Raw genomic sequence first — 17,714 nt, forward strand, 5'->3', positions numbered from 1 at the left:
AGTGCACTGCCTGAGAGATCTCCCTTTCCCACCCGGTGCTCGGCGGGCCCGCCCCCCCCCCCCCCCCCCCCCCCTTCTCTGGGACGCGCTACTTCGCTACGCCGGGGTGCGTCATCGAGAGCAGATCGAGCGCCTGGTCGAGGTCGGCCTCGCTCACCTCGCCCCGCTCGACGTAGCCGAGGTCGACGACGGCCTCGCGCACCGTGATGCCCTTGGCGACCGAGTGCTTCGCGATCTTCGCGGCCGCCTCGTATCCGATGAGACGGTTGAGCGGGGTGACGGTCGAGGGGCTCATGCCGGCGAGCGCCGCCGCCCGGTCGATGTTCGCCTCCAGGCCCGCGACGGTCTTGTCGGCGAGCACGCGGGAGGCGTTGGAGAGCAGGCGGATCGACTCGAGCAGCGCGGTGCCCATGACGGGGATCTGCACGTTGAGCTCGAACGAGCCGGAGGCCCCGGCCCACGCGATCGTCGCGTCGTTGCCGATGACCCGCGCGCAGACCATGAGCACGGCCTCCGGCACGACGGGGTTCACCTTGCCCGGCATGATCGAGGAGCCCGGCTGCAGGTCGGGGATGTGCAGCTCCCCGAGGCCCGTGTTCGGGCCCGATCCCATCCAGCGCAGGTCGTTGTTGATCTTCGTCAGCGAGACGGCGATCGTGCGCAGCGCGCCCGATGCCTCGACGAGGCCGTCGCGGTTCGCCTGAGCCTCGAAGTGGTTGCGCGCCTCGGTGATCGGCAGACCGCTCGACTGCGCGATCTCGGCGATGACCTTCTCGGGGAAGCCGAGCGGGGTGTTGATGCCGGTGCCGACCGCGGTGCCGCCCTGCGGCACCTCGGCGACGCGGGGGAGGGCCGCCTCGACGCGCTCGATGCCGTACCGGATCTGCGCGGCATAGCCGCCGAACTCCTGGCCGAGCGTGACGGGCGTGGCGTCCATGAGGTGGGTGCGGCCGGGCTTCACGGCCTCGGCCCACTCCGAGGCCTTCTTCTCGAGCGACTCCGCGAGGTGCGCGAGGGCGGGCTTCAGCTGCTCGATGAGCGCGCCGGTCACGGCGATGTGCACGGAGGTGGGGAAGACGTCGTTCGACGACTGCGAGGCGTTGACGTGATCGTTGGGGTGCACGGGGGAGCCGAGGTGCTTCGTCGCGAGCGTCGCCAGCACCTCGTTCATGTTCATGTTCGAGGAGGTGCCGGATCCCGTCTGATAGGTGTCGACGGGGAACTGGTCGTGGTGATCGCCGCCGATGATCTCGTCGGCGGCGGCGACGATGGCGTCGGCGACCGGGGCGTCGAGGATCCCCAGGTCCTTGTTGGCGATCGCGGCAGCGCGCTTGATGCGGGCCAGGGCGACGATCTGCGCCGGCTCCAGCCCGTGGCCGGAGATGGGGAAGTTCTCGACGGCGCGCTGGGTCTGCGCGGCGTAGAGCGCGTTCTGGGGAACGCGGACCTCGCCCATCGTGTCGTGCTCGATGCGGTACTCGATCTCTTCGGTCACGGTCGTCCTTTGCTGTTGGTGCTGGTGGCGCCCCCTGCGCCGGTCGAAGGGGGCCGGGTCGGATTCGCGGCGGGCGCCTCGACGGGCCCGCGGGTCGATGGCCGGCTCGGGCCGGGGCGGCTCAGCCGAGCGGGGCGAGCTCGATCGACAGCGGGCCCACCGCCGTGTACGGCACGGCGCGGCCCTCGGTGAGCCGGTACTGGCAGCCGACGACGGCGAGCTCGCCGCGATCCACCGCGTCGCTGATGGCGCGGGAGTTGCGGAGCAGCTCGTTGACGGTCGCGGCGAGGTGGATGCGCCCGACGGCGTTCGGGTCGATCCCGTCCGCCTCGGCGTAGGGGGTCTCGTGGTGATCCCGGTGCCACAGCTGCTGCACGGAGGGCTGGATCGGCGCCAGCGTGTTCCGCACCGAGTCGGTGACGCGGGAGGGCTCGCGGCTCGACTGGTCGATGGCCGCGGCGACGGCGCCGCAGGAGTCATGGGCGAGCACGACGATGAGCGCGGAGCCGAGTGCCGTGACCGCGTACTCCATCGAGGCCGTGATCGACTCGGCGACGACGTGCCCCATGTTCCGGGCGATGAAGAGATCGCCGAGGCCGCAGTCGAAGATGATCTCCGCCGCGAGACGCGAGTCCGAGCAGCCGAAGAGCGCCACGTCGGGCGCCTGCTGGTTCACGAGCTCGGTGCGGCGCTCGACATCCTGGTTCGGGTGCCGCGAGATGCCTCCCACGAAGCGCTCGTTGCCCGCGATGAAGGCGTCCCACGCCTGCTGCGGGGTCACACGGGGTGCGGTCATGGTGTCTCCTCCGTCGGGGTCGGGTCGGTGGGATCGGCTGCGGCACGGGGCAGAGCCTCCGCCTGCGCGGCCACCTCGGCGGCGAGGGCGCGCAGCGTGCCCGGCGCGTCGGTGCCGTAGACGAGCAGGGTGTTCTCTCCCGAGACGCCCTGCATGCCGAACAGCACGTTCGTCTCGTCGGGGTTGCGGTCCGAGTGATCGTAGACCGTCCACTCGAGGCCGCCGAGGCCCTCGGCGCCGGTCGCGTCGCGGCGCTCGAGCTGCTCGGCGATCCACGTCTCGTTCACCGGCGAGCCGTCCGCGGTGAACGCCTGCACGACGGCCGCGTACTGCTCGTCGGCGGTCGTGTAGTTGATCTGCCAGTAGGTGACGCCGTCGGAGCCGCGCACCTCGGCCTGCCGAGCCTTCCACCCCTCGGGCACGTCGGGCGTCAGCAGCGCGCGGCCGGCCGTCGGCGCGTACTGCTCCGCGAGCTCGGCGACGTCCACCGACCGGTCCTCGAACCCTCCCGTGCCGCGGGGCACCACGAGCACCATGACGAGCACGAGCCCGAGGCTGACGAGCAGCGAGAAGACGAGGTTGTTGACGGTCTTGCGCTGCCGGTAGAGGCGGCTGTCGTTGGCTTTGCGGGCGGCCGTCTCGGCGGGCGTCTCTGGGCGGCCGAGCTCCGCCACGACGGCCGGCTGCTTCTGCTTGCGGGCCATGCTCAGGCGTCGCCTCCGACGGTCGTGTCGGCGCCGCCGGAGGAGCCGTCGACGGAGGCGCCATCGGCGGGAGAGCCGTCGCCCTGTCTGGCCGCCTCGAGCCGCTGCCGGGCCCCGAGCAGCCACTCCTCGCAGCGCGCGGCGAGCGCCTCGCCGCGCTCCCACAGCTGGAGCGACTCCTCGAGGGTGGTGCCGCCCTGCTCGAGCCGGTTCACCACGGCGATGAGTTCGTCGCGCGCCTCCTCATAGCTGAGCGCAGCCGGATCCTGAATGGCAGGGAGAGACATGACCCTTACCTTACCTTCTGCCGCTGGGTGCCCGTGCTGCCGGTGGGCGGCCGTGCTGCCGCTACGCGCCGTTCGAGGTGGCGTCGAGGCCGCCGCCCGCGAGGGAGATCCGGATCGCGGCGCCCGCTGGCGCATCCGCCGGATCGCGCAGCACCGCACCGGGCACGCCGCCAGGCGCGACGAGCTGCGCGATCGCGTACCCGCGCTCGAGCGTCGCGCGCGGCGAGAGCGCGGTGAGGCGAGCGCGGGTCCGGTCCAGCTCGCGCGTCCGATCCTCCACCGTGCGCTCCGCCAGCTCGGTGCCGCGCGCGATCCAGCGCACCAGCTCCTCGGCCCGCTCGTCGACGATGCGCTCCGGCATCGCGAGCACGGGGCGGGATCGGAGTTGCGCGATCCGCTCCGTCTCGGAGGCGAGCACCTGGCCGATCCGCGCGCTCATACGGCTGCGCGCCTGATCCAGTCCCGCCAGCTCCTCGCCCACGTCGGGCACCACGCGCTTCGCCGCGTCGGTCGGCGTCGAGGCCCGCAGATCCGCGACCTCGTCGAGCAGCGGGCGATCCGCCTCGTGGCCGACCGCGCTCACCACGGGGGTGGTCGCCGCCGCCGCGGCCCGCACCACGCGCTCGTCGCTGAAGGGCAGCAGGTTCTGGAAGTCGCCGCCGCCGCGGGCGACGACGATCACGTCGACGTCGGGGTGCCGATCCAGCGCCTCGATGCCCGCGGCCACCTCGGCCGCGGCGCGATCCCCCTGCACCGCCGCGTAGTGCACCTGGAACCGCACGCCCGGCCAGCGCAGCGTGGCGTTGCGGATCACGTCCTTCTCGGCGTCGGAGTCGCGCCCGGTCACGAGGCCGATGAGCGACGGCAGGAACGGGAGCGCGCGCTTGCGGCTCGTGTCGAACAGGCCCTCGGTCTGGAGCTGCCTCCGCAGCCGCTCCAGCCGCTGCAGCAGCTCGCCGAGGCCGACGTGCGAGATCTCGAGCACCTGCACCGTGAGCGAGCCGCCCTTGACCCAAAAGTTCGGCTTCACGAGCGCCACCACCCGGTCGCCCTGCGAGAACTCGCCCGTCAGCCGCTGCGCGACGGATCGCCACACCGTGAAGCTCACCGTCGCGTCCTGCGTCAGGTCGCGCAGCTTGCCGTAGACATGGCCGCCGCGCAGCTGCCACTGGGTGATCTCGCCCTCGATCCAGACGGTGCCGAGCCGGTCGATCCACGCGGCGATCTTCTCGCTCATCAGGCCGACGGGCCACGGCGACTCCCGGGTCGCCGGCGTGTTCGCGGGGCTGCTCGCGGATGCGCCGGATCCTGCATCTGACATGCCTCGACCCTATCCCGCCCGCTCCCGCCGAGCCCCGGGATCCCCCAGGTGCGGCGGGTAGAATCGGGGCCATGAGTGACACAGCGCAGCAGACGGGCACCGCGCAGCAGATTCCGAACCAGCGCACGATCGGCGCGCCCGTGGTGAGCCTCGCGATGCCGCGCCTGCGGCGGGAGACCGGGCGGCTGAAGGATCGTCCCGTCGACGGGGCGAAGAAGGTGCTGCTCGCGGCTCCCCGCGGCTACTGCGCGGGAGTGGATCGGGCGGTCGTCGCCGTCGAGAAGGCGCTGGATCGCTACGGCGCTCCCGTCTACGTGCGCAAGCAGATCGTGCACAACGTCCACGTCGTGAAGACGCTCGAGAAGATGGGCGCGATCTTCGTCGACGAGGTCGACGAGGTGCCGGAGGGCGCCAACGTCGTCTTCTCGGCGCACGGGGTCTCCCCGGCGGTCGTGGGCGCCGCCGAGGAGCGCGGGCTGCACGCCATCGACGCGACCTGCCCCCTCGTCACCAAGGTGCACCGCGAGGCCGTGCGCTTCGCGAAGCAGGACATGGAGATCCTGCTCATCGGTCACACCGGCCACGAGGAGGTCGAGGGCACGAGCGGCGAGGCGCCCGATCACATCACGATCGTGAACTCCCCCGACGACGTCGACACGCTCGAGGTCCGGGATCCCGAGCGGCTCGTGTGGCTGTCCCAGACCACGCTCTCGGTCGACGAGACGATGGAGACGGTGCGCAGGTTGCGCGAGCGCTTCCCGAAGCTGCAGGATCCGCCGAGCGACGACATCTGCTACGCGACCCAGAACCGGCAGGTCGCGATCAAGAAGATCGCGCCGCAGGCCGATCTCGTGATCGTGGTCGGGTCGTCGAACTCCTCGAACTCGGTGCGGCTCAAGGAGGTGGCGCTCGAGTACGGCGCGAAGGCCGCGTTCCGGGTCGACTTCGCGAGCGAGGTGCGGCAGGAGTGGCTCGAGGGGGTGCGCACCGTCGGCGTGACGAGCGGCGCCTCGGTGCCCGAGGTGCTCGTGCAGGAGCTGCTCGACGACCTCGCCGATGCCGGCTACTCCGACGTCGAGGCGACCGTCACGGCCGAGGAGGACCTCGTGTTCTCGCTGCCCAAGGAGCTGCGCCAGGACGCGAACGGCAAGCGCGACGAGCGCGCGCTCGGCGGGCGGGTGCGCTGAGCGCTCCGAGCGTTCCGAGCGCGGACGTCCCCGTGTCGCGACCCGCACACGGAACGTACACCTTGGTCGGATAGCGTCGGAGGGTGACCGACGAAGACCGCGACTCCGAGCCCCGTGCACTGCCCGACCCGTTGCTCCACGCCTGGATCGACGCGACGGGAGAGGGGCCGCAGAACGGGGCTTCCCAGCCCGATCTGACCCTGGTCGGGGAGCAGCTGCAGCTGCGCGACGAACTCAAGCGCTTCCTCATGCCCTACAAGTTCGCGATCGACGAGATCATGACGAAGCTGCAGATCCTGCAGGAGGAGTTCACCCACACGGGGGAGTACAACCCCATCGAGCACTTCTCGGGCCGGCTCAAGGATCCCGAGAGCATCGTCGAGAAGACGCGCCGCCGCGGCGTGCAGCTCCACGATCTCGCGAGCGTGCGCGAGACGATCACCGACATCGCCGGCGTGAGGATCGTGTGCAGCTTCATCTCCGACGTGTACCGCGTCTTCGAACTGCTGACGGCCCAGCGGGACGTGCGCGTGCACACGGTGAAGGACTACATCGCCAAGCCGAAGAAGAACGGCTACCGCAGCCTGCACGTCATCCTCGAGCTGCCCGTCTTCCTCTCGAACGGTCCCGTCGACACCCTCGTCGAGGTGCAGATCCGCACGATCGCCATGGATTTCTGGGCGAGCCTCGAGCACAAGATCTACTACAAGTACGACCGCGAGGTGCCGGCCCGCCTGCTCGAGGGGCTGCGCGACGCGGCCGAGCAGGCGGGGCAGCTCGACGCGAGCATGGAGTGGCTGCACATCGCGATCCGCGGAGGCGACCGCGACACCACGGTGCGCCGCTCGGCCGACGCGCTGCTCGCGGCCGAGCAGCGCGAGATGGTCATGAAGGTGCTCGAGCCCGTCGCCTCGGAGACGGCGGCGGAGAGCTCGGACGGCGAACGCCTGGAGGAGACGGTCGCCGAACCGTCCGCATCGACCTCGCCTGTCAGGGCGGGGGCCGGCGAGCGGTCAGCGCAGCTCTGAGCTGTTCTCCATGAGCCTGTTCAGCGCACCCGGATCGGACATCTGCTGCACCAGCTCGGGCACCGAGAAGACCGTGATCATGAGCACGACGAAGAAGAGGATGAACGCGATCGCCCCGGCGATGAGGGGGATGTAGAACGTGATCTTCCTGGCTCGGAGGCGCTGGATCGAGAAGATCAGCGTCACCGCGAAGAGCGTCAGCATGACGAGGGCGCTCACGGTTCCCAGCGTGGGCACCCAGGACGGCACCGAGAAGTCGTCGACCTCGAACAGCTCCGCGTAGAGCGCGACGAAGCTCTGCATCTGGAAGAGCGCGGCCGCGAACTGGAGGGTGCCGTAGGCCCCGAGCAGGAGCAGGGCGATCGTCACGATGCGATCCGCGAGACGCCCGCCCGAGAGGGGCTTCTGCGGGTTCGGCGCCGGCTCCGGCGCGGCTGCGCGGTACGGTTCGGGATCCCGGGAGTCCTGCCGGGTGCCACCGGTGGGTGCGCCGGGCGCGCGATCGGCACCCGGCGCCGGCCGGCTCCGGGGCCCCGCCGCCGGTGCGGACGCACCCGCGGCGCCCGCCCCGAGGTTGTGCGGCACCCCGGGCACCGGCCCCGCGGACGGCCCCGCGGACGATTCGGGAACGCCGGCTCCGGCCGGCTGCGCCGAGGAGGAGGCCGGGCGGGCCGCGGCATCCGCCGCACCCGAACCCGAGGCTCCCGATCCGGAGGAACCGGGCTCCGCGCCCTCCGGCGACCAGGTCCACCCCTCGGGCGCGTACTCGCCGTACGCCGGCCGCGGCCGCTCCGGCCGCGGAGCCGACGCGGGCGGCTCCTGGCCCGTCGTCCCCGTGGGATCCAGCTCGGGCCCCTCGCCGTTCCGCGCGTCCGCCATTTAGGCGCTCACCGACTTCCCGGCGGAGCCGAGCTGCTCGGCCGCCTCGACCAGGCGGGCCGCCATCGCCGTCTCCGCGACCTTGCCCCAGGCGCGGGGGTCGTACTGCTTCTTGTTGCCGACCTCGCCGTCGACCTTGAGCACGCCGTCGTAGTTGCGGAACATCGAGCCGGCGATCGAGCGGGTGAACGCGTACTGCGTGTCGGTGTCGATGTTCATCTTGATGACGCCGTTGGCGACGGCCTCGGCGATCTCCTCGGGAGTCGAGCCCGAGCCGCCGTGGAAGACGAGGTCGAGCGGCTTCTCGCCGGTGCCGTACTTCGCCGCGAGCCCCTGCTGGATCTCGCCGAGCAGCGCCGGGCGCAGCTTCACGTTGCCGGGCTTGTACACGCCGTGGACGTTGCCGAAGGTGAGCGCGGTCATGTAGCGGCCCTGCTCGCCGAGACCGAGCGCCTCGACGGTCGCGACCGCGTCCTCGAGCGTGGTGTAGAGCTGGTCGTTGATCTCGTGGCTCACACCGTCCTCCTCGCCGCCGACGACGCCGATCTCGACCTCGAGCACCACGTCGATGGCGTGCAGTCGGGGCAGGATCTCCTGACCGATGCGCAGGTTCTCGTCGAGCGGAACCGCCGAGCCGTCCCACATGTGCGACTGGAAGTAGGGGAGCCCGCCGTTCTTGACGCGCTCCTCGCTCGCCGCGATCAGCGGGAGCAGGAAGTCGTCGAGCGCGGTCTTCGGGCAGTGGTCGGTGTGCAGCGCGACGGTCACGTCGTAGGCCTTCGCGACCTCCTCGGCGTAGGCGGCGAAGGCGATCGCGCCGCCCGCGCGGTTCTTCACGGTGTGGCCGGCGAAGTAGTCGGCGCCGCCGGTGGTCACCTGGATGATGCCGTCGGACCCGGCCTCCGCGAAGCCCTGGAGCGCCGCGTTGAGCGTCTGCGAGCTGGAGACGTTGACCGCCGGGAAGGCGAAGCCGCCCTGCTTCGCGGTGTCGAGCATGTGTGCGTACTGTTCCGGGGTGGCGACGGGCATCGGTGCTCCTTGCTGTAGACGTCTCGGTCTCGGCCGAACTGTGCACGCACAAGTCTAGGGCGAGAGGCTGTGACATGGGGAGATCCCCGTGTCGTCCGCGGGGCGCTAGGCTGGGCTTGAATTCAGGGGCGTGACGCGCGCTACAGGGCAGTTCGCTCGCGAAACGCAACGTCTACGGAATGTCTGACGGATACGGAGATCCACCATGACCGAACCCCACTCGCTTCGCACCTGGCAGCCCGATCGCAACCTGGCGATGGAGCTCGTCCGCGCCACCGAGGCCGCCGCGATCCGAGCGACCCCGTTCATCGGTCGCGGCGACAAGAACGCCGCCGACGGAGCCGCCGTGGACGCGATGCGCCGCTTCCTCTCCACCGTCTCGATGAGCGGCACGGTCGTGATCGGCGAGGGCGAGAAGGATGACGCCCCCTGGCTCTACAACGGCGAGCGGGTGGGCAACGGCATGGGCGCCGAGTGCGATGTTGCGGTCGACCCGATCGACGGCACGCGCCTCACGGCCGAGGGCCGCCCGGGTGCGATCTCGGTCATCGCGGTGGCGGATCGCGGCAGCATGTACGATCCTTCGGCGGTGTTCTACATGGACAAGCTCGTCTGCGGACCCGACGGGGTCGGCGTCGTCGACATCCGCAAGCCGATCGGGGAGAACATCCGCGCGCTCGCGAAGGCGAAGGACGTCGACGTGTCCGACATCCGCGTCGCGGTGCTCGACCGGCCCCGCCACGAGCAGCTCATCGCCGAGATCCGCGAGGCGGGCGCCGGTACGCGGCTGCTGATGGACGGCGACGTCGCCGGCGGTGTGAACGCGGCCCGCTGGGACTCGCGCATCGACCTGTGCGTCGGGGTGGGCGGCACGCCCGAGGGCATCATCACGGCATGCGCGGTGAAGGCGCTCGGCGGCATGATCCAGGGCAGGCTGTGGCCGAAGGACGACGAGGAGCGCCAGAAGGCGATCGACGCCGGGCACGACCTGGATCGCGTGCTCGAGTCGAATGACCTCGTGGCGAGCGACAACTGCTACTTCGTGGCGACCGGCATCACCGACTCGGACTTCGTCGACGGCGTGCAGCGGCAGAACGGCATCGTCCGAGCCGAGAGCATCGTGATGCGCTCGCACTCGGGCACGATCCGCCACGTCGTCAGCGATATGCGCGCCGACCGCTGGGCGTAGGTCGCGGCGGGGACCGGAGGCGCTTCCACGCTCGGAGCCTCTGGCCTTCCCAGGCCTCCGGGCGGGACGTCAGCCCCGGGCGGCTCCCTCCCCGGTCTCCGCGGTGCGCCCCTCGGAGCCGGGTCGGGGTTCCGGATCCGCGGTGCGCAGCTCGGGCGCCACGAGAGGACGTACGGCGTCCTCGAGCTGCGCGGGTTCGGATCCGATCTTCTCGCCGTTGAGCGCACCGATCTTGCGCGCGGTGGGGAGCACCTGACGCTCGAGCGAGCCGACATAGGCGTTGTAGTCCTGCACCCCGCGCGCGAGCGTGCGGCCGAGTTTGTCGAGGTGCGAGGCGGTGCGCCCGAGCCTCGTGTGCAGCTCGCGGCTGAGGTCGAAGAGGGTGCGGGCCTCGGCGGTGAGTGAATCCTGCCGCCAGCTGTGCGCGATCGATTTGAGGATGGACCACAGGCTCACCGGCGACGCGAGCGCCACCCGGCGCTCGAAGGCGTACTCGAGCAGCAGCGGGTCGGTGTCGAGCGCGCTCGACAGGAGCGACTCGCTCGGTACGAACGCGACCACGAGCTCGGGGGAGTCGGGAAGGGCCGTCCAGTAGTCGCGGGCGCTCAGCGCCACGATGTGATCCCGCAGCGCCTTGGCGTGCTTGGCGAGGAGGGCTGCGCGCTGCGGATCCGCCTCGCCCAGGTGCTGCGCCTCGAGGTGCGCGTCGAAGGGCACCTTGGCATCGATGGCGATGGACTTGCCGCCGGGGAGGTGGACCACCATGTCGGGGCGCGCACCGCCGTGCTCGGTGCTGAGTCGCTGCTGCACGGAGAAGTCGACGTGCTCGAGCATACCGGCCGCCTCGATGATGCGTCGCAGCTGGGTCTCGCCCCACAGCCCGCGGGTGTTGTTCGAGCGCAGGGCCGACGCCAGCGTCTCGGCGGTGCCGCGCAGCTTCTCCTCCGCGCGAGCGGCCTGCCGCAGCTGCTCCGCGAGCTCTCCGTGCTGCTCGGCTCGCTGTTGCTCGATGCCCGACACCGTGCGCTCGAGCTTGCCGAGGCTGTCGCGGAGCGGGGCGAGCTGCTGCAGCACCCGCTGCTCCTCGCGCTCGGCCTCGGCCCGCCGCTGCTGCGCGATCTGGGCGTCGTGCAGCCGCTCTTCGAGCCCCTGGGCTCGCGTCTCCGCGGCCGCCAGCTCCTCGCGCAGCAACCGCGCCCCCGATTCGGCGTCGAGTCTCGCCTGCTGCACCGCGAGCGCCTGCTCGCGCTGCAGGTTCGCCGCGAGTTCATCGGCGCGCCGGCGGCCCGCGCGATCCGCGACCTGGTGACCCAGCGCGAAGCCCGCGGTGCCCGAGAGGGCGGCGACGGCGAGTGCGAGGAGGAGGACGGTGATCGGTGTCATGCAGCCATGGTGGCACCGACCTCCGACATCGTGGCGGAGGCTCGTCCGCGGCCTCCCGAGGCGATGGGCGACGGGATCGGCGCCGGGTCCTCTCAGAGCTTGAGCGGGATCGCCTTGAGCTGCTGGATGCGGAGCCCGATCAGCTTCGCCAGGGCCGGCACGTCGCTCGCGCCGTGCCGTCGGGAGGCGTCGATCACGATGGCCGCGCAGGCCTCGGCGTCGGCGAGCGCGTCGTGGTGCGAGAACTCGCCGAAGCCCGCCGCCTCCGCCGCGAGCGGGAGCCGGTGCGAGGGGAGCTCGTAGGTCTTCCGCGAGACCTGCACGCTGCAGAGGTAGCGCAGACGCGGGATCGGCGTGACGGTCTCGGCGCAGGCGCCCCGGATGACCCCCATGTCGAAGCCCGCGTTGTGCGCCACGGCGATGTCGCCGCCGATGAACGCGCCGAGCTCCTGCAGCTGCTCGCCCCACTCGCGCTCGTTCTCCACCATCGCGGGGGTGATCCCGTGGATCCGCACGTTGAACGGCTGGAACTCGGCGTGGCTCGCCGGAGGGCGGATGAGCCAGTTGGCGCGCTCGACGACGGCGCCGTCGCGCACCCGGACCAGGCCGACGGAGCAGGCCGAGGAGGGGTGGCTGTTGGCGGTCTCGAAATCTATCGCGGTGAAGTCGACGGGCACGCATCTAGAGTGTCACACGCGTCTGACCTTCATGGCCGGCCGGTGCCGCTCGGCCCTCCTCCCTACTACCCGCGCCCCGATCCAGTGCTCCGCCACAGGCTCGCCCACTGCTGCGGGGCGAGATCGCGAGGCAGCGCCGCGGGGGAGAGGGCGGCCCGCCGCAGCGCCGCGGTGCTCGCCGAACGGGTGAGCCCGAGCCCCCGCTGCAGGATCTGCCCGATCCCCCGACCGCGCGCGGTGAAGACCCGTCGCACGAACCGCTCGTACGCCGCCCGCTCCGACGGCGGCACCAGCGGCGAGCACCGACGCGAGATGTCGAGCAGTCCGCCGTCCGCCCCCGGCACCGGCCGGAAGGCCCGGGCCGGCACCCGGCCTCGCAGCTGGAAGTCGAACCACGGCGCCGACTGGCCGGTGAGGAGGGTGCCGCCGCCCACCCCCGCTCGCTTCCTCGCCACCTCCCACTGAGTGACGAGGATCGCGCGCTCCCAGTCGCTGGATCGCAGGAGCTTGCGCAGCAGCGGCGTCGTGAGATGGAAGGGGAGGTTGCCGACGACGACCGGTGCGTCGAAGTCCGTGTGCAGGGCATCCGCGTGCACGACCGTCGTGCGGGGGAAGCGCTGCCGAAGGCCGCCCACGCGGTGCTCGTCGAGCTCCACGAGCGTCAGCCGCCGCCCGAGTCGCGCGAGGCCCGTGGTCAGTGCGCCGTCGCCGGGGCCGATCTCGAGGATCGGACCCTCCGTCGCGCGAGCGAGGTCGACGATCCGCTCGATCGTCGGGCGGTGGTGCAGGAAGTTCTGGCCGAGCTCATGCCGGCCGCCGAAGCGGGATCGGCCGTCGTCGGAGCGGGATCGACCCTCGCCGAAGCGATCGGGTCGAGAGCGGTGGTCCGAGTGAGGGCGGTGGGCTGAATGAGGGCGGTGGTCTGAATGAGGGCGGTGGCCTGAGTGAGGGCGGGCATGCATGATGCGCTCCATCCGAGGAAGGGTGAAGCGCCCGGAGGCGTGCGCGAGCAACGGCGCTCCGAGCGCGGTGGGCTCGGAGGTCGGCGCGTCGAGCTCCCCGTTCCGCGACGAGCGCGATCCATCGGATCACGCCCGCGGATCACATCGGGGGAGCGGCTCGGAATCGCGCCGTCAGGCGCGACGATCCCGGACGAAGGCGCGCTGACCGAGCGCGCTGCACAGAGTACCCATGCGCGCCAGGGTAGCAGGCCGTGGCCGCGCTGTCAGCCGGCGGCGGTGCTCGGGGCCGGGGGCGCCGGCGACCGATGCGCGGGGCGCCGCCGCGCGATACGGTGGACGGGACCCCTCACGCGAGTCGAGGCGTAGAGCGAAAGGCCGGTGGTCCCATGTCCGTCGTCAAGATCAACGCCATCTCCGTGCCGGAGGGCCAGGGGCCCGAGCTGGAGGCGCGGTTCGCGGCCCGCAAGCACGCGGTCGACGCGTCGCCCGGATTCCAGGGCTTCCAACTGCTGCGCCCCGTGCAGGGCGAGGATCGGTACTTCGTCGTCACTCAGTGGGAGACCGAGGAGCACTTCGTCGCGTGGCGCGACTCGCGCGGCAACGCCGACGCGCACGCGAGAGAAGGGGGCGAGCAACCGCGCAGGCCCGTCGCCATGGGCGCCGATCTGCTCGAGTTCGAAGTGGTGGACCTGACGGACTGAGCCGCCTTCCGAGTCACCGCGTGGCTGCAGTCGCTCTGCGCCGGATCGGCCGGTCGCCGAGGCCCGGGCCGGCCCGTGACGCCCCTGGCGCCCGCGGACGGTAGACTCGACCCCCGTGGCTCTTACTATCGGCATCGTCGGTCTCCCCAACGTGGGCAAGTCGACCCTCTTCAACGCGCTCACCCGAAATGACGCGCTCGCCGCGAACTACCCGTTCGCGACCATCGAGCCGAACATCGGCGTCGTGAACCTGCCGGACCCCCGGCTCGACAAGCTCGCCGAGATCTTCGGCTCCGAGCGGATCCTGCCCGCACCCGTCAGCTTCGTCGACATCGCCGGCATCGTGCGCGGCGCCAGCGAGGGGGAGGGGCTCGGCAACCAGTTCCTCGCGAACATCCGGGAGGCCGACGCGATCGCCCAGGTGGTGCGGGGCTTCTCGGATCCCGATGTGGTGCACGTCGAGGGGGCGGTGAACCCGTCGAGCGACATGGAGACGATCAACACCGAGCTGATCATCGCCGACCTCCAGACCGTCGAGAAGGCGCTGGTGCGCTACGAGAAGGAGCTCAAGTCGAAGAAGATCGACGCGAGCGTCGTCGAGACCGCGAAGGCCGCGCAGCAGGCGCTGAACGACGGCAAACTGCTCTCGCTCACCGACATCGATCTCGAGCCGATCCGAGAGCTGGGTCTGCTCACCGCCAAGCCGTTCCTCTACGTCTTCAACGTCGACGAGGAGGTGCTGCAGGATCGCGCGAAGCTCGACGAGCTGGCCGCGCTCGTGGCGCCCGCGAAGGCGATCTTCCTCGACGCGAAGATCGAGAGCGAGCTCATCGACCTCGATCCCGAGGACGCCGCCGAGCTGCTGGCCTCGACCGGCCAGGAGGAGAGCGGGCTGGATCAGCTGGCCCGCGTCGGCTTCGACACCCTCGGCCTGCAGACGTACCTCACGGCGGGCCCCAAGGAGGCGCGGGCCTGGACGATCCCGAAGGGCGCGACGGCTCCGCAGGCCGCGGGTGCGATCCACACCGACTTCGAGAAGGGCTTCATCAAGGGCGAGATCATCTCGTTCGACGACCTCGTCGAGTGCGGCTCGGTCGCCGAGGCACGCGCCAAGGGCAAGGCCCGCATGGAGGGCAAGGACTACGTGATGCAGGATGGCGACGTCTGCGAGTGGCGATTCAACGTCTAGCGGCGAGGTACCGGCATGCGCGCTGAACGCGATGTCTGGTTCATTGACCGTCGGGACGTCGAGATCGCAGAGGACATCGCCGTTGAGAGCTTGCCCTGTGGGGGCTGACGTCTGAGCCGTCGTCACCGGCGAACCGGCCGGTGACCCTGACGAGTTCGGGATGCGCAGTGTGTCTGAACCCGAACCCGCTGGAGAATGATTAACGCTTAGCGTTATTAACGCGTCACGTTATAGAATGATCCTGTGATCAGATCGTTCGGAAACAAGGACACCGAGCGATTGTGGCGTCGTGAACGTGTCCGCTCGATCGATCCTCGGATCCATTCGACCGCATTGCGCAAGCTTCGTCAGGTGGGAGCCGCAGATACGATTGAAGATCTCCGTGTTCCGCCCGGTAATTGACTTGAATCGCTGAAAGGCGATCGAGTCGGCCAGCACAGCATCAGGATCAACGACCAGTGGCGGATCTGCTTCGTGTGGACCGACTCTGGTCCAGAGGAGGTGGAGATCGTTGACTATCACTGACCAGATTCCCCCGATTCACCCGGGAGAAGTGCTGATGGAAGACTTCATCGAAGGGTTCGGGATCACGCAGCACAAGCTCGCGGTGTCGATCGGCGTGCCGCCGCGGCGCATCAACGAGATCGTGCACGGCAAGCGCGCGATCACGGCAGATACGGCCCTTCGTCTGGGAAAGTTCTTCGGCGTGTCCGCGCAGTTCTGGCTGAACCTCCAGGTGCGCTACGACCTCGACCTGGCCGAGGATCGCGTTGCCGATCAGATCGCCGAGATCGCTCCGCTGCGGGCGGCCTGAAGATGCATTGACGTCCAAGATGTTTCGCACGTGAGAGTTCAGGGCTTCCGCGGTGACGTCTGCGAGTGGCGCTTCAACGTCTGACGCTCCGACGCCAGGCGCTGCGGGTTCCTGCTGCTCTCCAACCTCCGATCGCTGGCGCTGCCGGGAGGCGCTCGCCGCAGAGCACGACGGGTGAGTGACGCCTGACAACCCGGTGCCCGGCATCGATCCGCGCTGGTCCTGGGCCGATGTCATCGCGCTGCACGCGGACCGCACGCGGAGCTTCGACGACCTCGATCTCAGCCCGGCCCTCGAGCTGTTCCTCGGACAGCCACCCCGACGAGAACGACGAGAAGTTCGCGGCGAGCTTCGCAACCGGTGCGGCGCCCCGCAGGCTCGGTGACTACTTCGTCGCCCTCGTGCCGTGAGCGGTGGCGCGCCGCCATCGTCCCCGAGGGCGCGAATCGCTGGCGGACGGGGCGCCGGAGAGTCATACTGAGACCGTCGGAACCTCAACGTCGAAGGAGTCCCTCTCATGGTCCACTCGATCGCAACCTACATCGCGCTTCCCGGAACCACCGCGGAGGCCATGGAGCACTGGCACGAGGTGTTCGGGGGAGACCTGAACATCATGCGCTACGGCGACGCGCCACCCATGGAGGGCATGCCGTTCGAACCCGATCCGCAGGCGGTCGCGCACGCCACGCTCACCACCCCCGCCGGCATCATCGCCGGCGGCGACGCCATGGACAGCGAGAACGACTACCCGGTGCAGGGCACCGCCTACTCCCTGCTGTACACCACCGATACTGCCGACGAGGCGCGGGGCTACATCCAGAAGATGCTCGACGGCGGCGGCACCGTCGGCATGCCGTTCGAGAAGGCGCCCTGGGGCGACTGGTACGGTCAGGTCTTCGACCGTTTCGGCGTGATGTGGGCCTTCTCCTGCGAGAACGACTGAGGGCGCGGGATCGGCGCCATGAACGAGCAGGTCAAAGGACCGAAATCCTACTTCCCGAGCATCGAGGCGAAGTACGGCAAGACCATCGACGCGTGGATCTCGGAGCTGCGGCCGCTCGCGGGAGCCAAGCACATGGAGCAGGTGGCCTACCTCAAGGAGCAGGGCATGGGGCACGGTCACGCGAACGCGCTCGTCCATGTCTTCCGCGCCGAGCACGGCGGGGCGTAGGCACCGACGCCCCGCCGGGTAGGTTGGAAGGGTGACCGCACAGCTCTCCGCCCCCCTGCACTCCGTCGTCGTCGGCGGGCCCGACGGCGACGAGACCGACCGGCGCGTCGTGTTCCTGCACGGTCTCTTCGGCCGGGGCAAGAACTTCACGCGCATCGCCTCCGGCCTCGAGCCCGAGGCCGAGAGCCTGCTCGTCGACCTGCCGAACCACGGCAGGTCGGGCTGGACCGAGGAGCTCGGGTACGCGCAGCTCGCCGACATCGTGGCGGACCATCTGCGTCGGGACTTCGCGCAGGAGGGGCCCGTCGACGTCGTCGGCCACTCCATGGGGGGCAAGGTCGCGATGGTGCTGGCGCTGCGGCACCCCGACCTGGTGCGGCGCCTGGTCGTCATCGACATCGCCCCCGTCGCCTCCGGGGCGGGGCGCGGCGAGTTCCAGCACCTGCTCGACGCGCTCGCGGGCGTCGACCTCGGCGCCCTGCGGCGTCGGTCCGACGCCGATGCCGCGCTGCGCGAGGAGATACCGGAGGACGGGGTGCGCGGATTCCTGCTGCAGAACCTGGCGCGGGATGACAGCGGATTCCGCTGGGAGCCGAACCTCGGACTGCTCCGCGCCGGCCTGGAGACGATCATGGGCTTTCCCGACCTGAGCGGCTCCCGGTTCACGGGGCCGGTGCTGTGGATGGGCGGGGACCGCTCCGGGTACATCACGGACGACGACGAGCAGACGATGCGATCGCTCTTCCCGCGCACCGTGCGCATGACGGTGCGCGGCGCGGGTCACTGGGTGCACTCCGAGAAGCCCGACGCCGTCATCGCCGCACTGCGCACCTTCCTGCTTGTCGACCGGGAAGGCTGAGCGCGCGCGGCCGGAAGCCGGCGGACGGACGCGTCTCCGCGGG

The 17,714-nt window shown here is 70.5% G+C and carries 20 protein-coding genes and 1 pseudogene; 11 read left to right on the forward strand and 10 right to left on the reverse strand.

Annotation, left to right across the window (positions count from 1 at the left end):
- Positions 1 to 88: 88 nt before the first annotated feature.
- From JD276_RS02200 to xseA, 5 genes are all read right to left on the reverse strand, one after another.
- Positions 89 to 1,495: a class II fumarate hydratase gene (locus JD276_RS02200; RefSeq protein ID WP_200113506.1), complete on the reverse strand. Its 1,407-nt coding sequence runs from the start codon at positions 1,493 to 1,495 to the stop codon at positions 89 to 91.
- 121 nt (positions 1,496 to 1,616) lie between these two features.
- On the reverse strand, positions 1,617 to 2,291 hold the full coding sequence (locus JD276_RS02205) for a carbonic anhydrase (RefSeq protein WP_200113508.1): 675 nt from the start codon (positions 2,289 to 2,291) through the stop codon (positions 1,617 to 1,619).
- Positions 2,288 to 2,995 (reverse strand): DUF4245 family protein, encoded by a 708-nt coding sequence (locus JD276_RS02210; protein WP_200113510.1) that lies wholly within the window; start codon positions 2,993 to 2,995, stop codon positions 2,288 to 2,290. The genes JD276_RS02205 and JD276_RS02210 overlap by 4 nt, the downstream gene beginning before the upstream one ends.
- 2 nt (positions 2,996 to 2,997) lie before the next feature.
- Positions 2,998 to 3,282, reverse strand: a complete 285-nt coding sequence (locus JD276_RS02215) for an exodeoxyribonuclease VII small subunit (RefSeq protein ID WP_200113512.1) — start codon at positions 3,280 to 3,282, stop codon at positions 2,998 to 3,000.
- Positions 3,283 to 3,343: 61 nt separating this feature from the next.
- The gene (gene xseA, locus JD276_RS02220; RefSeq protein WP_200113514.1) at positions 3,344 to 4,603 is read right to left on the reverse strand and encodes an exodeoxyribonuclease VII large subunit; all 1,260 of its coding nucleotides are present in this window, start codon (positions 4,601 to 4,603) and stop codon (positions 3,344 to 3,346) included.
- A 155-nt stretch (positions 4,604 to 4,758) separates the two neighbouring features.
- Between xseA and JD276_RS02225 the strand changes: the two genes are divergently transcribed.
- Positions 4,759 to 5,790, forward strand: a complete 1,032-nt coding sequence (locus tag JD276_RS02225; protein ID WP_200113643.1) for a 4-hydroxy-3-methylbut-2-enyl diphosphate reductase — start codon at positions 4,759 to 4,761, stop codon at positions 5,788 to 5,790.
- Between the two features lie 83 nt (positions 5,791 to 5,873).
- A complete protein-coding gene (locus JD276_RS16280; RefSeq protein WP_307866408.1) occupies positions 5,874 to 6,818 on the forward strand; it encodes a GTP pyrophosphokinase in 945 nt (314 codons plus the stop codon).
- On the opposite strand, the gene JD276_RS02235 is transcribed toward JD276_RS16280, so the two are convergent.
- Both JD276_RS02235 and fbaA read right to left on the reverse strand, forming a co-directional pair.
- The gene (locus JD276_RS02235) at positions 6,804 to 7,697 is read right to left on the reverse strand and encodes a DUF6264 family protein (RefSeq protein ID WP_200113515.1); all 894 of its coding nucleotides are present in this window, start codon (positions 7,695 to 7,697) and stop codon (positions 6,804 to 6,806) included. The genes JD276_RS16280 and JD276_RS02235 overlap by 15 nt on opposite strands.
- Complete coding sequence (gene fbaA, locus JD276_RS02240; RefSeq protein ID WP_200113516.1) at positions 7,698 to 8,726, reverse strand: class II fructose-bisphosphate aldolase; 1,029 nt, start codon at positions 8,724 to 8,726, stop codon at positions 7,698 to 7,700. It abuts the gene before it with no gap.
- A gap of 205 nt (positions 8,727 to 8,931) precedes the next feature.
- Between fbaA and glpX the strand changes: the two genes are divergently transcribed.
- Positions 8,932 to 9,915, forward strand: coding sequence for a class II fructose-bisphosphatase (gene glpX, locus JD276_RS02245; protein WP_200113518.1), 984 nt, complete (start codon positions 8,932 to 8,934; stop codon positions 9,913 to 9,915).
- Between the two features lie 69 nt (positions 9,916 to 9,984).
- On the opposite strand, the gene JD276_RS02250 is transcribed toward glpX, so the two are convergent.
- The 3 genes from JD276_RS02250 to erm form a co-directional block, all read right to left on the reverse strand.
- Positions 9,985 to 11,298: a DNA recombination protein RmuC gene (locus JD276_RS02250; protein WP_200113523.1), complete on the reverse strand. Its 1,314-nt coding sequence runs from the start codon at positions 11,296 to 11,298 to the stop codon at positions 9,985 to 9,987.
- A gap of 92 nt (positions 11,299 to 11,390) precedes the next feature.
- On the reverse strand, positions 11,391 to 11,975 hold the full coding sequence (locus tag JD276_RS02255) for a 3'-5' exonuclease (RefSeq protein ID WP_200113524.1): 585 nt from the start codon (positions 11,973 to 11,975) through the stop codon (positions 11,391 to 11,393).
- 65 nt (positions 11,976 to 12,040) lie between these two features.
- Positions 12,041 to 12,937 carry a 23S ribosomal RNA methyltransferase Erm gene (gene erm / locus JD276_RS02260; protein WP_200113525.1) on the reverse strand — a complete coding sequence of 299 codons (897 nt, stop codon included), beginning with the start codon at positions 12,935 to 12,937 and terminating at the stop codon, positions 12,041 to 12,043.
- A 386-nt stretch (positions 12,938 to 13,323) separates the two neighbouring features.
- Here erm and JD276_RS02265 point away from each other — a divergent pair, with 386 nt between their 5' ends.
- From JD276_RS02265 to JD276_RS02300, 8 genes and pseudogenes are all read left to right on the forward strand, one after another.
- Positions 13,324 to 13,638, forward strand: a complete 315-nt coding sequence (locus tag JD276_RS02265; RefSeq protein ID WP_200113527.1) for an antibiotic biosynthesis monooxygenase family protein — start codon at positions 13,324 to 13,326, stop codon at positions 13,636 to 13,638.
- 115 nt (positions 13,639 to 13,753) lie between these two features.
- Entirely contained in the window at positions 13,754 to 14,827 is a 1,074-nt protein-coding gene (gene ychF, locus JD276_RS02270) for a redox-regulated ATPase YchF (RefSeq protein ID WP_200113529.1), read from the forward strand.
- Positions 14,828 to 15,070: 243 nt separating this feature from the next.
- A pseudogene (locus JD276_RS02275) lies at positions 15,071 to 15,352 on the forward strand (type II toxin-antitoxin system RelE/ParE family toxin).
- Positions 15,339 to 15,641, forward strand: coding sequence for a HigA family addiction module antitoxin (locus tag JD276_RS02280; protein ID WP_200113530.1), 303 nt, complete (start codon positions 15,339 to 15,341; stop codon positions 15,639 to 15,641). Before JD276_RS02275 ends, JD276_RS02280 begins: the two are co-directional and overlap by 14 nt.
- A gap of 178 nt (positions 15,642 to 15,819) precedes the next feature.
- A complete protein-coding gene (locus JD276_RS02285) occupies positions 15,820 to 16,026 on the forward strand; it encodes a hypothetical protein (RefSeq protein WP_200113532.1) in 207 nt (68 codons plus the stop codon).
- 132 nt (positions 16,027 to 16,158) lie between these two features.
- Entirely contained in the window at positions 16,159 to 16,584 is a 426-nt protein-coding gene (locus JD276_RS02290) for a VOC family protein (protein WP_200113534.1), read from the forward strand.
- Positions 16,585 to 16,602: 18 nt separating this feature from the next.
- Positions 16,603 to 16,812: a DUF4287 domain-containing protein gene (locus JD276_RS02295; protein ID WP_200113536.1), complete on the forward strand. Its 210-nt coding sequence runs from the start codon at positions 16,603 to 16,605 to the stop codon at positions 16,810 to 16,812.
- Positions 16,813 to 16,843: 31 nt separating this feature from the next.
- Positions 16,844 to 17,671: an alpha/beta fold hydrolase gene (locus tag JD276_RS02300; protein WP_307866409.1), complete on the forward strand. Its 828-nt coding sequence runs from the start codon at positions 16,844 to 16,846 to the stop codon at positions 17,669 to 17,671.
- Positions 17,672 to 17,714 lie beyond the last annotated feature (43 nt).

This window comes from Leucobacter chromiisoli, assembly GCF_016522505.1.
GTDB lineage: Bacteria > Actinomycetota > Actinomycetes > Actinomycetales > Microbacteriaceae > Leucobacter > Leucobacter chromiisoli.

Excerpts from the sequence above, each read along its gene's own strand:
- JD276_RS02205 (WP_200113508.1), bottom strand. The coding sequence starts at position 2,291 with ATGACCGCACCCCGTGTGACCCCGCAGCAGGCGTGGGACGCCTTCATC.
- JD276_RS02210 (WP_200113510.1), bottom strand. The coding sequence starts at position 2,995 with ATGGCCCGCAAGCAGAAGCAGCCGGCCGTCGTGGCGGAGCTCGGCCGC.
- JD276_RS02215 (WP_200113512.1), bottom strand. The coding sequence starts at position 3,282 with ATGTCTCTCCCTGCCATTCAGGATCCGGCTGCGCTCAGCTATGAGGAG.
- xseA (WP_200113514.1), bottom strand. The coding sequence starts at position 4,603 with ATGTCAGATGCAGGATCCGGCGCATCCGCGAGCAGCCCCGCGAACACG.
- JD276_RS02225 (WP_200113643.1), top strand. The coding sequence starts at position 4,759 with ATGCCGCGCCTGCGGCGGGAGACCGGGCGGCTGAAGGATCGTCCCGTC.
- JD276_RS02235 (WP_200113515.1), bottom strand. The coding sequence starts at position 7,697 with ATGGCGGACGCGCGGAACGGCGAGGGGCCCGAGCTGGATCCCACGGGG.
- fbaA (WP_200113516.1), bottom strand. The coding sequence starts at position 8,726 with ATGCCCGTCGCCACCCCGGAACAGTACGCACACATGCTCGACACCGCG.
- glpX (WP_200113518.1), top strand. The coding sequence starts at position 8,932 with ATGACCGAACCCCACTCGCTTCGCACCTGGCAGCCCGATCGCAACCTG.
- JD276_RS02250 (WP_200113523.1), bottom strand. The coding sequence starts at position 11,298 with ATGACACCGATCACCGTCCTCCTCCTCGCACTCGCCGTCGCCGCCCTC.
- erm (WP_200113525.1), bottom strand. The coding sequence starts at position 12,937 with ATGCATGCCCGCCCTCACTCAGGCCACCGCCCTCATTCAGACCACCGC.
- JD276_RS02265 (WP_200113527.1), top strand. The coding sequence starts at position 13,324 with ATGTCCGTCGTCAAGATCAACGCCATCTCCGTGCCGGAGGGCCAGGGG.
- JD276_RS02290 (WP_200113534.1), top strand. The coding sequence starts at position 16,159 with ATGGTCCACTCGATCGCAACCTACATCGCGCTTCCCGGAACCACCGCG.
- JD276_RS02295 (WP_200113536.1), top strand. The coding sequence starts at position 16,603 with ATGAACGAGCAGGTCAAAGGACCGAAATCCTACTTCCCGAGCATCGAG.